We start from the raw sequence: 13396 nt of genomic DNA, 5'->3' as shown, positions 1-13396 counted from the left end.
CCAGTGCAGGATACTTGCAGGGATAAATATAAGTGAGAAAAAAACCAAAGTCAAGTAACTCAGCTTTATATTTTTTTTGATATGTGATAAGATCGCTACGTGGATAGGAGACAGGAAGGAATAGCCCTCTGGGGAGATTTCCGACTCGAATCGGGAACGCAAACTTCTTCCAAGATTGTTGGAAGGACAAATCCAAGATGACGATTCAATGGAAGGTCTACTGATGCGTATATAAAAGTAGAGCAGTTACTTTTTATATAACTATGGACTGTATCAAGAAAATCAATGTCATGATAAAAGGTGAGTATGAATTGAAAACAATGGTTATTATCGGTGCAGGACCTGGTCTAGGCTTCTCACTAGCGAAGACTTTTGGAAGAAACGGTTTTCGTATCGCACTCGTTTCTAGAACACAGGAGAAATTGGACCAATATGCAGAGCAGCTTGGTAAGATGGGCATTGAAGCTCAGGGTTTTGCTGCCGATATCACTAACAAAATGCAACTTACCAGAGCTTTTCAAGAAATTAAGAATACGTTCGGTACAATCGATGTCATGGAGTTTAGCCCGCATAGTGGAAATGTTGCTACGACATCTGTTCTGGAAACGACTGATGAGAGTGCACTTCAATTTTTCAACAATGTTGTCATTGGAGCTATAAATACAGCCAGACAAGTCATTCCAGAAATGACAGAACGGGGTGAAGGGGCGCTTCTTTTCACAAGCGATCTTTCCGCAATGAGTCCAAGCCCGATGTTTGGAAATTCAGGTATCGCCATGTCAGGACTCCGGAACTATATTCTTAGTTTACACGAGCGTTTGCTGCCTCTTGGAGTATTTGTGGGCCATTTATCCATTAGTCCTTTAATCAAACAGGGCACAAGTTTTGATCCTGATCAAGTGGCAGATGCTTGGTACAATTTGTATGATAAAAGAACAGAGGCAGAGGATACTTTTCCTAAAGGAATCATGCAATTTATCAAATAATAAATAAAAGGATAGGACTAATTTAGCGGTTTTTTTATCGTACCCGAGTCAAGGACTAGAACTTGTCCGGTTGCCGACAAGAATATATTCCTAAAACCGATTAGGCATGTACCTAATCGGTTTTAACCCGTAAACTCATTAAGCGATACCAGCTAATAGCTTGTCAAGATTACCAGTAAAGTGATTCTAAATCATGTGGTATAGTTAAAATGAGCATGCCAAATAACCCTCCAATTTCCGTTGTGTCTTGGAAGGTTATGCCAATAATAATCTTTTAAATTGGACGAAATTTCTTTTTGTTTTTCAAGATTGCATAGAGCCAATGGACGAGCTTATTTGCACATGCGATTAGAGCTACTTTATGTGGTTTTCCTTCTGCTCTCTTGCGATCATAGAACGCTTTGATTCGCATATTTCGGGAGCGTATAAGCCCACACTGGACAGCCATTACCAGTGCGTAACGCAACTGCCTGGAACCACGTTTCGTGATTCGGTTTCGAGTTGCTGTAAATTTACCGGAAGCAAAGACACTCGGGTCAATGCCTGCAAAAGCCACTAGCTTTTTAGGATGATCAAATCGGTCGACTTCTCCAATTTCAGATAAAATTGTTGCAGCAATTTTATGCCCAATACCGGGAATCGACTGAATGAATTCATACTCCTCAATTTTCTTCAGCCAGAGCATCTATGTTCTGTTCCAGTTCAGCAAGATGCTCTTGGTACTGAAGAATAAGGGTAATAAGAACTTTCAAATTGATTAAGTGGCTTGCATACATGGTTTGCTGAAATGGGTTTTGCTTTGCCGCGTCTAGCAGTCGCTGAACCCGTTGGTTAATCCAGCCCTCTGAACGCCCCCGTTTCGAAGAAAGTAGTTCTTTCATCTTAGCTTTGAGTGTAATTTCATCCGTCTGCAAAACTGAATATGAGGTTGGGAATTTACTTAAAAACCGTAGTGAAATACGGGAATACATAGCTCCAAAGACGCCTTTGTAAGCTGGGAAAACCTGATCTAAAACGGCTTGGAATTGCAGCTTCGTCTGTACACACATCTTTGAAAGGGACTCATACTGTCTTGTAAGATAGCGCAGATTGAGAAGTTGCACACCTCTTTTCTTAAAAGGTTCAAACTCTTCCTTGTAGTACAACTCTCCCAATAGGTAAGCGTCCGCAGCATCCGTCTTTACTTTACGAAGTTGAGACTTTCTAAGCCGATTTGAGATGAGCGGATTAATGACAATGTAAATGTAGTGATGTTCTTCTAGGAACTGAACAACGGGACTTTGGTAATGGCCGGTTGCTTCTAGAATAAGCAGAGGACGTAGTCTGGATGCAGTCTCAACATCCTTCAAAACTTGATGTAAATTTGCTAGGCCATCACGAGTGTGCTCGAAGTGGAATGTCCCTCTGAAGGGCTTTCCGCGCGCTAAAAAGGCTTGTCCATGACTTTCTTCTTTTGAAATATCTAGACCGACAACTGGATTCATTTCATCTCTCCCTGTAAGTTTAGATTCCCCGGCATCCCTAAGGTTCTTCTTGTCGCTCCATAGCATCGCTTGTTATACGGGATCTTACGTCCCAACCAGCCTCAATCATGGTCATGACAAGTAGGGCGAACACTATAGCGCTCGGGATCAAGTCCCACGGGCAGGTACGTTCGACCAGGCTACCTTAATCCTCTATGCAAATGAAAAAAGGATCAACCAGAAAGAACTGGTTGATCTCATAATACGAACGGGCAGGATAGTTTAAAATCATGCGAAGTGAATCATATCACAAGTTTGGCGATATTTTGTGCTTCGAAACTTCGGGCTGATTGATGTGGCTAAATAATCATGCTCAAGTGCTGTTTGAGCTTAGAGAATCTCCTCAAAACATAGGAAAACCCGTCCACTAACGGTTCAGCGGAAGGGGATACGATTTAAAAAGCTTTTCTGTCTCTTCAATAAAAGCTGGCTCAACGCTTCCGACTCGGTGCTTACCGTCTAGCTTGCTCTTCTTCACGATCAAATGGAGCACGGTCTTTGCATGCTCTGTAAACAGCGAAGCAGTCCATCAAACGTTAAGTAGCTCAGCGGACGATCTGTCCACCGTCGATGACGAGCTCGGTGCCGGTGATAAATCGAGATTCATCATGCGTCAAAGAGGCGGCAGATCCCGGATGTTGTACGTTGATCTCCTTAACGACTTTCTCCAGCAATTCCTTTTGCACATCGGTCGCAACGATTTTGGCATCCTCCTGAACGAAGAGGCGGGTTTCCGCCGCTCCCATGCCGCTTGCCGCTCCCGTGATGATTGCAACTTTTCCAATTAGTCTGTTCAAAGTATTTTCCTTCTTTCTTAGGTTAATCGGGCGTTGACCTTGGCAAGCTCGTCTCGGCTGTCCCGCCTCCGGCAAACAAAAAGCAAAGACACCCGCGAAGGGGATCTTTGCTGCGAAGTCGTCTTACAAGTTAACGTCCTTCATATGGACCTCTAGCATGCGCTCACCGTGAGCGGCATTCTTCGGGCTAACCCCCTCGATGCGGGCGAGATCGTCAGTTGTCAGCACGATGTCTACTGAATCCGCGTTTTCCTCGAGGTACTTGACCCTTTTCGTACCGGGGATCGGCAGCGCGCCGTTAGCGATCGTCCACGCCAGTGCTAGCTGTGAGGGCGTGCACTCTTTTTCAGTGGCAATCTTTTTGATCTCCTCAAGAACGTCAAGGTTTTTCTGGAAATTGTCGCCTTGGTAACGAGGCAAATGACGCCGAATGTCATCTTCGGCCAAATCATTGAATGAGGTAATCTCGCCGGAGATGATACCGCGGCTTAGCGGGCTGTAGGCGACAAGCGTCAAACCGAGCTCTCGAACGACTGGCAAGATATCATTCTCGATCTCACGGCTCCAGAGGGAATATTCTGTCTGCAGCGCGGAGATGGGATGGACGGCATGCGCACGTCGAATCGTGTCAGGACCGGCTTCTGACAGTCCCAGGTAGCGGACTTTGCCCGCCTTCACGAGCTCGGCCATGGCACCGACGGTCTCTTCAATCGGCACGTTCGGATCGACACGATGCTGGTAGTACAGATCGACATGGTCGATGCCTAAATGTTGCAGGCTCTCGTCAATGGATTTTCGGACAAAATCGGGGCGACCATTAATGGAATAATCCTTCTGGAAGCCAAACTTCGTAGCCACGACGGCTTGGTCGCGGCGGCCCATGAGCGCCTTGCCCAGCAGCTTTTCATTGTGACCGAAGCCGTATAGACTTGCCGAATCAAGAAACGTCACGTCCAACTCTAGCGCCCGTTGGATCGTACGGATAGATTCTTCATCATTCGTTTGCCCGTAGGTGCCCGACATCCCCATTAAGCCAAGGCCGATGGCGGATACTGTCAGATCGCTGTTGCCTAAAGTTCTGGTTTTCATAGTATTATCTCCTTACCGTGTTATTTTAATTCACATAAATACAATTAGAAATAGTTACAGCTACTTGGAAGAAAATCTGTTCCATTAGCTGTTAATCTCTTGTGTAATGCTCTTACACTCCTGCAGGTTATTTACTACCCGCCGCTCCATTTGGAAGTATTTCAGCTATCCGTTTGATATCCTGCTCAGTTAGCGCAATATTAGTAGCACCTAAGTTCTCTTCTACTCGTTTTATACTGCTTGTCCTAGGGATAGGAACAATATTATCATCCTGAGCTAGTAACCAGGCTAGTGCCAACTGAGCGACCGTAATATCCTTGCTGGAAGCCAGTTCATTGAACTGTTGGACCGCCTTCATGTTGTAATTAAAATTCTCTCCTTGCCAGCGTTTGTCTATACGCCGGTAATCATCTGCCGCGTACTCTTCTGCAGGCTTACTGAATCAGTATGGAACCCTCTGCCTAAAGGGGCATAGGGTACTAATCCAATAGTCAACTCTTTTAATACTGCAAGAACGTTGTTATCTTCAAGCTCACGTTCAAAAATGGAATACTCACTCTGCAAGACTGATACTGGCGTCACAGCATGTGCACGACGAATTGTTTCTGAATCTGCATTACTCAATCCAAAATATTTAACCTTACCTTGTTGAATCAGTTCCCCCACAACACCAGCAACTTCTTCAATGGGTACATTAGGATCAGGAATATGCTGATAAAAAACATCAATGTAATCCATCTGCAAGTTACACAGACTATTTTCTGCTACCTTACGAATATTTTCAGGACGACAATTAAAGCCAGAACCAAGGGGCTCAACAGTCAAGTCAAAACCAAACTTAGTCGCAATTACTACTTGATCACGAAACCCCTTCACTGCTTTACCAAGTACCTGTTCATTGTGACCATTACCATATACTTCTGCCGTATCAAAGAGATTCACACCTAAATCATGAGCGTGCTTTATAGTTTGGATACCTTCCTCTTCATTAGATGGACCATAAGCAACTGAAATCCCCATGCATCCGAAACCAACGCCGAGACTTGCAAACCTTATTGACCTAATATTCTTGTTTTCACGAATTTCCACTCCCTCCATTTACGTAATAACGGTGATTCGATTATTAAATCGTCTCTTTACTACGTATTACAACACTATACCCGTTAAAGTATTCTTTAAGTCAAATCACAAAGTTGAAGTTGAAATTTAGATCGTTAGATCCTTGGGTTCCTTTCTCAAAACAAGTACATCATAAATAATTATTTTTCTGTTTATTTTTTCAAGGTGGTCTAACGTTATAGATAATTTACTCTCTACATTTTGTTTATGACTTATCAGTATTTCCCTTCTCTGATCTAGGGTTGAATCACCTTCATATGCCATATTTAAATACTCTTTGATTGCTTCTAGTCCCATACCTGTATCCTTAAGTGCGACTAGCAACTGCAACCATTCTAGTTCAGAATCATCATATACTCTTCGGCCGTTCTTATCTCGATTGATTTGTGGAAGAATCCCCTCCTTCTCATAAAAACGTAGAGTAGAAGAGGATAAATTAAACATTTTCATAACTTCATTGATCGAGTACATCTTTATTTAGTCGCCCCTTTAATTGAAGTTAACTTCAACATGATTAACAGTATTATAACAGAAAAGATATGATTTCGAGTGGATTCGTTTATTACCTAGACTATCATCCCCTTAGAAACATCGTCGGTCTAATACTTCATTTTCCTAGTCTACAACTTTATTTTCTTCAGACACTTGCCTTATATACACAAATTTAAAGGGAGCCAAGAATATTCACTTGGGCTCCCATCTAGTTGCTTAATCATCTTGCATATTAATCATGATATCTTTTACTGGTTCACGACTTTTTTATCATCTGACAGCTACCCGAAGTTAGCCACAAATAGAGACATGTTGTTTATTCTGGATGTCGATTCTGTAGACAGTAGTAGAGCTCCTAGTAGCCGTTGGCCAATTACGTCAGTCTAACCTTTATTTTCTTCTGACAGTTACCTTCTCTGTAGTTGTAAACAATACAGGTTATTGGTCTATTTAACATTATAGAATACATCTTCATATCCCAAAATTCGGCTTACATTACCACGTGAGTAACCTGTATGATCCTAAGGATGATATCACTGTTGACGGAATGTTGAAATTGTTGGAATAATCCGGTTTGGGGAATAGCAACTACAACAGTTAAACCATAATAAAATGCATCCCGGGGTCCATATTCCAGCTTATGACGGTATGTTTGGCGAAGTGCTTAGAACAAGTCCTTGAACCATGGAAGAATACCGTTCCACTAGGACGTATGGGCAAGACGGAGGAGATTGCCAGCGCGGTGATGTTTCTGGCCTCGGAGGAAAGCAGTTATGTAAACGGCATCGAATTGTTCGTAGATGGTGGTATTGCTCAAGTTTGACCGTGAGTCATAAGGGATGAGTTGTCATTTAAGCAATTCGTAATAAGCCCATGTATCCACTTGCAAGGAAGGTGTTGTTGATGGGAGCTTAGCAGATCTCATCTGGATCGGAGGGAGCGGCCGGCGCGAATAGCTGTTGCCAATTTGATTAATTTATCCGTAATTACACAGATGGTCTCAGGACGCTTATTCGATAAGCGTGGATCAAAAAGGATAATAACTCCAGTTTGAGTTGGTTTTATAATTCTTCACAACATTAACGCCAGCTTCATCAGTTGGATTCATTGTTGCATTGCATATGGTTCTAGCAGGAGGGATTGCACTCATATGGCCAGCCTCACAAACAAGCGCCTTAAACCAGCTACCGTCTGAATTATATCCTCATGGTTCAGCTGTCCTGAATACGTGAATGCAGGTCGTTGGTGCAATGAGAACAGCTGTAGCTATTAGTGATGACGGCAAAACTGTTCGCGACAGAAGGCGCGTATGTGTACATCACAGGGCGCCGGCAAGAACGATTGGACGAGGCCTTGAAGGAGATCGGCCGCGGTGCCGTCGGCGTCCAGGGAGACGGCAGCAACTCCGCAGACCTCGATCGGCTCTACGAGCACATCCGACGTGACCACGGCAAGGTTGACGTCGTGTTTGCTAACGCGGGAATTTCCGAGTCCGCACCACTCGGCGGTATCGAGGAATCGCACTTCGATCGTGTGTTCAACACGAACGTAAAGGGTATGGTCTTTACCGTACAGAAGGCGTTGCCATTAATGAAGGCTGGAGGCACGGTGATCCTTACAGGATCTTGGGTCGGGCAGCAAAAGGCTTCCCAATTTGTCGATCTATAGTGCCACGAAGGCCGCGATCCGCTCGTTCGCGCGCACGTGGACGACCGACCTTAAAAGCCAGGGCATCCGCGTGAATGTGGTTTCCCCTGGAGTGATCCTCACGCCGGCAATCCAGACGTATCTTCGAGACAATGAGGGGGCCGAGGAGGCGCTGAAGCAGATGACGCCATTCGGGAGACTCGGCCAGGCAGATGAGGTAGCCAAGGCAGTGCTATTCCTGGCATCGAATGAGAGCAGTTTCGTCGCGGGCGCCGAACTGTTTGTGGATGGCGGTTTCATGGCGGTCTGACGGCCCCTCAGCGATTGGAATCGCTTCGCTTGCAAAAATGAAGGACGCCGGATTGGGGCGTCCTTCATTTTGTTTTAGATATGGCACGGAGAACCGTACCATCGATAGTGGTAAAGCAGAGAATCGAGTTGAATGTTGAAACGGCAATGCACAATTTCCAGGCTGGTGCTTAGGCAACTTTGACGCATGTGGAATGCCTAATATTGATGGTACGAAATGAGATGTGACAGTACGGCTCATGAATAAGTAATTTGTATCAAGTTTGTTAAGTGTTTTGTGTTGTAACCAGAGAATATTATCATTAACATAATAGCATCTACAGCCACCGCCGCTGTAGATGCTTTTTCATATATCCGTGTTATTCTAGTTTTATGAAATGCAATATTTGTTTTACGTAATCTTCTTTTTTTGTCGTCGTGTAATCTTGAATCGAATGCATTGCAGCCCCATAAAGTGACCAGCTTAACATCACCGCAAAAGTCTCTACTTCTATTCGATTTTGGTTAGACCGTTTCTTTTTTGCCCACTCTGAAAAAAAGGCTTGGAGTTCATATTTAAAGATAATTTCTATTTGGGGTGAAAATGCTTTATAACTTCGCGGACATTGGTTACTAATCGATGTATGGAACTTAATAATCGAGATAAAAGTAGCCCTAATCGTTTCTTCAGTAATGTCCTCATGCGTTCTAACTTCTTGAAGGACTTCTCTCATCACGCTTTCACGTAACACTTTTTCAAGCAAGTCATATTTGTCAATGAAATGGTTATAAAATGTTGCGCGATTAACCGTTGCAGCAGATGTAATATCCCCAATTGTGAAGTCTTTAAAATCCTTTTTCGTCGATAACTCTATAAATGCATCCATAATGAGCTTTCGGGTGCGAAGAGTACGGGGATCGATTTGTTTTTCCATAAAACTCTCACCTTTTCTTAGACATTTTTATCACTATGTTGGTTAAGCGATAAATCTGTAATATTGTTGATTGTTTATAAATATCCAACTTGTTATATTAACTATACAACAAGTGTTGCCTAAGCGAAAGGTATTGAATCGAGGAGGTAAGAGAATGGTCGAATTTGATGATTAGATTCTTAACCATTCTTTCGCTTATTGTATTTATTCTTTATGTTTCATAAATGATTTAAAAGGGATAATTATAAATTGGAGGTAATTGAATCATGAAAATTGGTGTAAGTGGTGCTAGTGGACAATTAGGTGGAGCAACGGTAAAAGAATTGTTGGAGCGTGCGGCTGGACAACATAGTGTTGTAGCAATCACGCGTTCTCCGGAGAAAAATACAATTGATGGCGTGGAAGCACGTTTTGGTGATTACAATCAACCATCTTCGCTGATCGAGGCTTACAAAGGTTTGGATCGCTTAGTGCTTATTCCGTCTTCCGAAGTAATACCTGGTCGTCGTTCAGAACAATTTATTGCCGCTATTGATGCAGCTGTAGAAGCCGGCGTTCCACACATTGTCCTTATTTCATCTGCAGGCGTACGCAACACGGAAAAATCGAACATCGCATATGACTACTTTGTCGGCGAACAGCATTTAATTCGTAAAGCAAGCAAATGGAGCATTTTACGTATGAATTACTATGCAGAGTCTCTCATCATGGACGGGCAAATGTCGTTAGCTTATGGTGTTCTTTCAGGTCTCACTGAAAACAAAGTCGCATTCGTTTCACGCGATGATATCGCCGCTGCAGCAGCTGGTTTGCTACTCGGCGATGATCACGATGGTGCAATTTATAACGGAACTGGACCAGAAAGCCTAACAGGTGCACAGCGTGCAGAACTCATCGCGAAAGCTAGCGGCAAACCGCTTTCATATATAACAGTACCAGTTGAGACGCTACAAGCACAGCTTCAGCAAGGGGGACTTCCGGCAGAAATTATCAACTTAATTGTGAGTAGTCAGCAAAACTTCTCTACTGGAGATTTCGATATCGTTACGGGGGACATTGAAAAATTATCAGGTCGTCCAGCACGAAGCCTTGAATCCATCCTGTCAACCGCATTTCATTAATTTACTCTTGTGAAACGAATGCATGGGACAACTCAGGAAAGTGCCCCATAACCATTTGAATTAAACGGGGGTATTCATCTTAGCGGCTCCGTCCAGCTGTTGCAACTGCGCTTAGCCGCTCTGAAATCATATAGCAATGCCAAATGTCGCATCTACAGCAACCGTCGCTGTAGATGCTTTTTCATGCACAAAAAAATATAGGTAAATGATGATAATACCTTGAAAACACGCCGAAAGGAAATTCGGGATGCAACATTATCAAGTCCAAGGAACCGATTGAAGTTAAGTGAAAATAAGAAATGAGATGTCGCATACCAGATTGGGCAAAGTTATCCTTTTTCATGAAACACATTCGAGTGATTAATCAATGTCGGAAATTAGCGTGGCTAGACTCCAGCAGATCAGCTTACAGGGTAAGTTGCGAGAAACATTACCGCCAGAATTATATCCGCTGTTGCTGGAGTATGAGGGTGCGATGGAGGGCATTGCCCATTGTTGTTTGCTCGGCAACGGATTGGTTGTACGGGGAACCTTATCGCAAGTAACGGCAATCTTTTGGTGAAACACACCGGATTTTAAATGGAAAACTTATCGTTTAGCGGGCCAAGAAAACATCACTGCTTCGTAGCTTTGATGGAGAAAAGCAGGGGCAAATGGTCGGATTCTTTCATACGCCATCTTCCTTGACCGTCTTGAACCATGAGACCCGGAAACATATTGTATACGGTGAATGGAAATTCATGTACATACTCTAATGAAGCTCAGCCCATTGTGTCAAATCAGGAAGCCAGCAAAGAACGCCATAAGACGTATATACAATATCGAACTGCTCTCATTGAAGCGCTTCTTTGGCGTCATAAATGTCCGAGCATAGAAACCAAGCGCCAAGCCCCAGTTTTTCGTTCAACGATTTGGCTAAAGCAATCGCTTCCTCGGACTGTGATGTATTGAATACATAAATAGCGTATGCTTCCATGCAAGATGGCTTAATCTAGGGGCAGTAATCATTAAGTAGATCCGATCCATCGCTATTTTGTGCCAACCTGATATTAGGCGAATCCAAATCGCCAAAACATTGACGGTGACGAAAGCAAAAAACCACCGTCATTGGCGGTTCCGAATTCACCGTCAATTAATGTGGTTGATGACATTATGCTGCCCGGGATATGAACTTTTAATTGGCGCGATGGGTCTTCAAAAAGACCAGCCACAGAGCCAATGTCATTAAGTTTAGTTTAAAGACAAGGGTTAGGAACAAAAATTGGAATCCAGAACGGCATGGGAACGAACCCCATGCCGTTTGTTTTTTCGGTGCAACAGAAAAAGTGCACAGCAAACAAAGCGGAGGAAATTTCCGCTTAAAAAATGTTCATATGGTACCCATTATGCTACTCTGTATACGAAGCTAACGACTGATTTCCAGCGGATTTTGCGCTTATTCTCCTGTCTTGGTCGATCGGGTCGAATGGGCAATATATTCTTGCGAATCAGTGCTTCAACATCCGGCGGGGGTCCCTCATCCCTTGAGCGCAGAAAGTGTCTACACACATGAACAGCAACCGTAAAGTTGACTTGGTACGAGTGCTGTTTATCCTTTTGCGAAATGACGACGTGCGAGGTCATCATTTCAGCGAAATTGTAGAGGATCATTCTTGCGAAAATCTCTTGGACGATGGACTCTTGCTTTTTTGCGTGAAAATTCGTCAGACCGACGGTGTATTTTAGCGCCCTGAAGGACGTCTCAATTCCCCATCGCTTGTTGTAAATGGATTTGATTGCAGCCGGAGCGAATTCATCGGCAGACAGATTCGTAATAATGGTTTCAAAAGCGCCACTCGGTAGAACAAAACGAACAACCCGAAAGGAAATCGGATAAAACAAATGCTCCTGCAAATCCAAAAAATGGACGGAATGAATTTATATTTCTCAGGCTGAGGCTTAATCTCTTTGGTTTGCTTTTTGGTGAGTGTCAGATGCACGTCCATATCAAATTCTCCGCCAGAGGGCAAGTGCAAACCTGAAAGAATCCCCCTTGAATCCAGATCCTTTACCCGAATCACATAGTTCCATCCTTTGCGTTCCAAATGTGCGAAATTATTGTAGCTTTCATAGCCACGGTCAGCAATGACAATGGTTTTGCCCTGAATGGGAGAACGGTCCTCCATCGTAGCCAGTGCCCTTCCCTCGTTGCATAACCTTCGCGGCTGAATGACCGCATCCATATACAGTTGGTTGCATAAGTCATAGGCTGCGTTCAAGTGCAGCAGGTTGTAATCTTTCGTCCCGGACCCACTTTGAAAATAGGTGTTTGGGTCTGTAGGGTCAGTCGGAATATGCAAATCCGAGCCGTCAATGGCAAGTAAACGATAGCCGCGGTAGTCCTTGAGTTCGGTATACGATTGCGTAAAGTTGTGGAACAAGAATTCCACTGCAGACGGCAGGATTTTATTCCGTTGCTGTACAAACGCAGAAGTGGTTGCCGTGTTTATGTCATAGCCCTGTGATTCCAATAGTTCCTTGTATAGGCTGTTTCCTCCCATAGAGATGAGAAGATGCAACACGGTTTCAAAAGGTAACTTTTTCTTTCGGGTAAAATCGGTTCCCGGGTTTCTAACATAAGGTGCGGGTGTGACTGACATTTCTCGTATGAGAGATGTTAACTTGTCTTTTAGCAATATGGCGTACGAATCCATTGGCGTAACCTCCTCGTTGTTTCAAGGGGCTTCGTCACATATTTCTAACTACTTGTCCAGCTCTTTTTCTTTATCCGTGCAAAAAAAAAGAGCGGGCCATCTTTTGGATGACCTGCTCTAGTTCTTTATTTTTGGACCTGTGCCTTACCTAAATGACATTGGCCATAGAGCTGGTCTTTTTTTAATCTTGTTTAACCATGGCATGGTAAACCTCCTGCTGCATATGTTTGGCTAACGAACGATTAGGTCATAATATCTGTCTTGTATCATTCTTTTTATATGTATAAAAGTTATTTTTTATGACCATACTTCATACTATTAATAGTATTAGGAGGCAAGAATATGATTAACGAAAATTATAAGAAAGCTCAGTCTTAAATTTTAGACTTTTATCAAGAAGAAAATAAAGGCTTATTCTTTTTTCAGCTTCATCTGGTTTAATAAGAACAAATTTATTGAAGAAGTACTGTCAAGATAATATTAGTACATATTATTTAAAACCAGCTATGATAGATTCAAAATTTCCTAGCGGTATGCTACGAACGAAGTATGCTTCGGGAATTTAATGTTCCTGTGTTCGTGAGAACAACTCAGATGAAATTAATTTACCGTTTAGAGGGAATACTTTGTAATATGAATATTAAACTCCTGATAAATGATGGTTCTCAGAAGATTGGTTCTACTAAGTTAAAGCAGTAAATATTTA

Annotated in this window: 14 protein-coding genes and 2 pseudogenes; 6 read left to right on the top strand and 10 right to left on the bottom strand. The window is 43.1% G+C overall.

The window, feature by feature from the left end; translation table 11 throughout:
- Window positions 1-320 precede the first annotated feature (320 nt).
- Window positions 321-986 (top strand): SDR family NAD(P)-dependent oxidoreductase, encoded by a 666-nt coding sequence (locus tag ACQ4MX_RS11350; protein WP_431091308.1) that lies wholly within the window; start codon window positions 321-323, stop codon window positions 984-986.
- Between the two features lie 274 nt (window positions 987-1260).
- On the opposite strand, the pseudogene ACQ4MX_RS11345 reads toward ACQ4MX_RS11350, so the two are convergent.
- The 6 genes and pseudogenes from ACQ4MX_RS11345 to ACQ4MX_RS11320 form a co-directional block, all read right to left on the bottom strand.
- Window positions 1261-2470: pseudogene (locus tag ACQ4MX_RS11345) on the bottom strand (IS110 family transposase).
- A gap of 584 nt (window positions 2471-3054) precedes the next feature.
- Window positions 3055-3306 carry an SDR family NAD(P)-dependent oxidoreductase gene (locus ACQ4MX_RS11340; protein ID WP_431090642.1) on the bottom strand — a complete coding sequence of 84 codons (252 nt, stop codon included), beginning with the start codon at window positions 3304-3306 and terminating at the stop codon, window positions 3055-3057.
- 123 nt (window positions 3307-3429) lie between these two features.
- A complete protein-coding gene (locus ACQ4MX_RS11335) occupies window positions 3430-4395 on the bottom strand; it encodes an aldo/keto reductase (protein WP_431090641.1) in 966 nt (321 codons plus the stop codon).
- A gap of 127 nt (window positions 4396-4522) precedes the next feature.
- Window positions 4523-4753: an aldo/keto reductase gene (locus tag ACQ4MX_RS11330; RefSeq protein WP_431090639.1), complete on the bottom strand. Its 231-nt coding sequence runs from the start codon at window positions 4751-4753 to the stop codon at window positions 4523-4525.
- Between the two features lie 35 nt (window positions 4754-4788).
- Window positions 4789-5484 carry an aldo/keto reductase gene (locus ACQ4MX_RS11325; protein ID WP_431090636.1) on the bottom strand — a complete coding sequence of 232 codons (696 nt, stop codon included), beginning with the start codon at window positions 5482-5484 and terminating at the stop codon, window positions 4789-4791.
- A gap of 117 nt (window positions 5485-5601) precedes the next feature.
- Window positions 5602-5985 (bottom strand): MerR family transcriptional regulator, encoded by a 384-nt coding sequence (locus ACQ4MX_RS11320; RefSeq protein WP_431090634.1) that lies wholly within the window; start codon window positions 5983-5985, stop codon window positions 5602-5604.
- Window positions 5986-6627: 642 nt separating this feature from the next.
- Here ACQ4MX_RS11320 and ACQ4MX_RS11315 point away from each other — a divergent pair.
- The 3 genes and pseudogenes from ACQ4MX_RS11315 to ACQ4MX_RS11305 form a co-directional block, all read left to right on the top strand.
- Window positions 6628-6829: pseudogene (locus ACQ4MX_RS11315) on the top strand (SDR family oxidoreductase); the annotation flags it as partial.
- Between the two features lie 452 nt (window positions 6830-7281).
- Entirely contained in the window at window positions 7282-7674 is a 393-nt protein-coding gene (locus tag ACQ4MX_RS11310) for an SDR family NAD(P)-dependent oxidoreductase (protein WP_431091307.1), read from the top strand.
- Window positions 7661-7963, top strand: a complete 303-nt coding sequence (locus ACQ4MX_RS11305) for an SDR family NAD(P)-dependent oxidoreductase (RefSeq protein WP_431090632.1) — start codon at window positions 7661-7663, stop codon at window positions 7961-7963. The genes ACQ4MX_RS11310 and ACQ4MX_RS11305 overlap by 14 nt, the downstream gene beginning before the upstream one ends.
- A gap of 358 nt (window positions 7964-8321) precedes the next feature.
- Here ACQ4MX_RS11305 and ACQ4MX_RS11300 read toward each other — a convergent pair whose 3' ends face one another.
- Complete coding sequence (locus ACQ4MX_RS11300; RefSeq protein WP_431090630.1) at window positions 8322-8876, bottom strand: TetR/AcrR family transcriptional regulator; 555 nt, start codon at window positions 8874-8876, stop codon at window positions 8322-8324.
- Window positions 8877-9142: 266 nt separating this feature from the next.
- On the opposite strand from ACQ4MX_RS11300, the gene ACQ4MX_RS11295 reads away from it, so the two are divergent.
- Window positions 9143-9997 carry an SDR family oxidoreductase gene (locus tag ACQ4MX_RS11295; protein ID WP_431090628.1) on the top strand — a complete coding sequence of 285 codons (855 nt, stop codon included), beginning with the start codon at window positions 9143-9145 and terminating at the stop codon, window positions 9995-9997.
- Window positions 9998-10364: 367 nt separating this feature from the next.
- Window positions 10365-10559 carry a hypothetical protein gene (locus ACQ4MX_RS11290; protein WP_431090627.1) on the top strand — a complete coding sequence of 65 codons (195 nt, stop codon included), beginning with the start codon at window positions 10365-10367 and terminating at the stop codon, window positions 10557-10559.
- A 270-nt stretch (window positions 10560-10829) separates the two neighbouring features.
- Here the strand turns inward: ACQ4MX_RS11290 and ACQ4MX_RS11285 are convergent, their stop codons facing one another.
- From ACQ4MX_RS11285 to ACQ4MX_RS11275, 3 genes are all read right to left on the bottom strand, one after another.
- Window positions 10830-10973: a hypothetical protein gene (locus tag ACQ4MX_RS11285; RefSeq protein ID WP_431090625.1), complete on the bottom strand. Its 144-nt coding sequence runs from the start codon at window positions 10971-10973 to the stop codon at window positions 10830-10832.
- A gap of 407 nt (window positions 10974-11380) precedes the next feature.
- Entirely contained in the window at window positions 11381-11803 is a 423-nt protein-coding gene (locus ACQ4MX_RS11280; protein WP_431091306.1) for a transposase, read from the bottom strand.
- A complete protein-coding gene (locus tag ACQ4MX_RS11275) occupies window positions 11719-12690 on the bottom strand; it encodes a transposase (RefSeq protein WP_431090624.1) in 972 nt (323 codons plus the stop codon). Before ACQ4MX_RS11275 ends, ACQ4MX_RS11280 begins: the two co-directional genes overlap by 85 nt.
- Window positions 12691-13396: the final 706 nt, after the last annotated feature.

This window comes from Paenibacillus sp. 8b26 (assembly GCF_050626875.1).
Classification (GTDB): Bacteria; Bacillota; Bacilli; order Paenibacillales; family Paenibacillaceae; genus Paenibacillus.
This window is presented reverse-complemented; position numbering and strand designations above follow the sequence as displayed.

Bases quoted from the DNA above. Each gene is read 5' to 3' on its own strand.
- ACQ4MX_RS11310 (WP_431091307.1), top strand. From the start codon at position 7,282: ATGACGGCAAAACTGTTCGCGACAGAAGGCGCGTATGTGTACATCACA.
- ACQ4MX_RS11285 (WP_431090625.1), bottom strand. From the start codon at position 10,973: ATGGAAGCATACGCTATTTATGTATTCAATACATCACAGTCCGAGGAA.
- ACQ4MX_RS11290 (WP_431090627.1), top strand. From the start codon at position 10,365: ATGTCGGAAATTAGCGTGGCTAGACTCCAGCAGATCAGCTTACAGGGT.
- ACQ4MX_RS11330 (WP_431090639.1), bottom strand. From the start codon at position 4,753: ATGAAGGCGGTCCAACAGTTCAATGAACTGGCTTCCAGCAAGGATATT.
- ACQ4MX_RS11320 (WP_431090634.1), bottom strand. From the start codon at position 5,985: ATGTACTCGATCAATGAAGTTATGAAAATGTTTAATTTATCCTCTTCT.
- ACQ4MX_RS11350 (WP_431091308.1), top strand. From the start codon at position 321: ATGGTTATTATCGGTGCAGGACCTGGTCTAGGCTTCTCACTAGCGAAG.
- ACQ4MX_RS11300 (WP_431090630.1), bottom strand. From the start codon at position 8,876: ATGGAAAAACAAATCGATCCCCGTACTCTTCGCACCCGAAAGCTCATT.
- ACQ4MX_RS11295 (WP_431090628.1), top strand. From the start codon at position 9,143: ATGAAAATTGGTGTAAGTGGTGCTAGTGGACAATTAGGTGGAGCAACG.
- ACQ4MX_RS11335 (WP_431090641.1), bottom strand. From the start codon at position 4,395: ATGAAAACCAGAACTTTAGGCAACAGCGATCTGACAGTATCCGCCATC.
- ACQ4MX_RS11275 (WP_431090624.1), bottom strand. From the start codon at position 12,690: ATGGATTCGTACGCCATATTGCTAAAAGACAAGTTAACATCTCTCATA.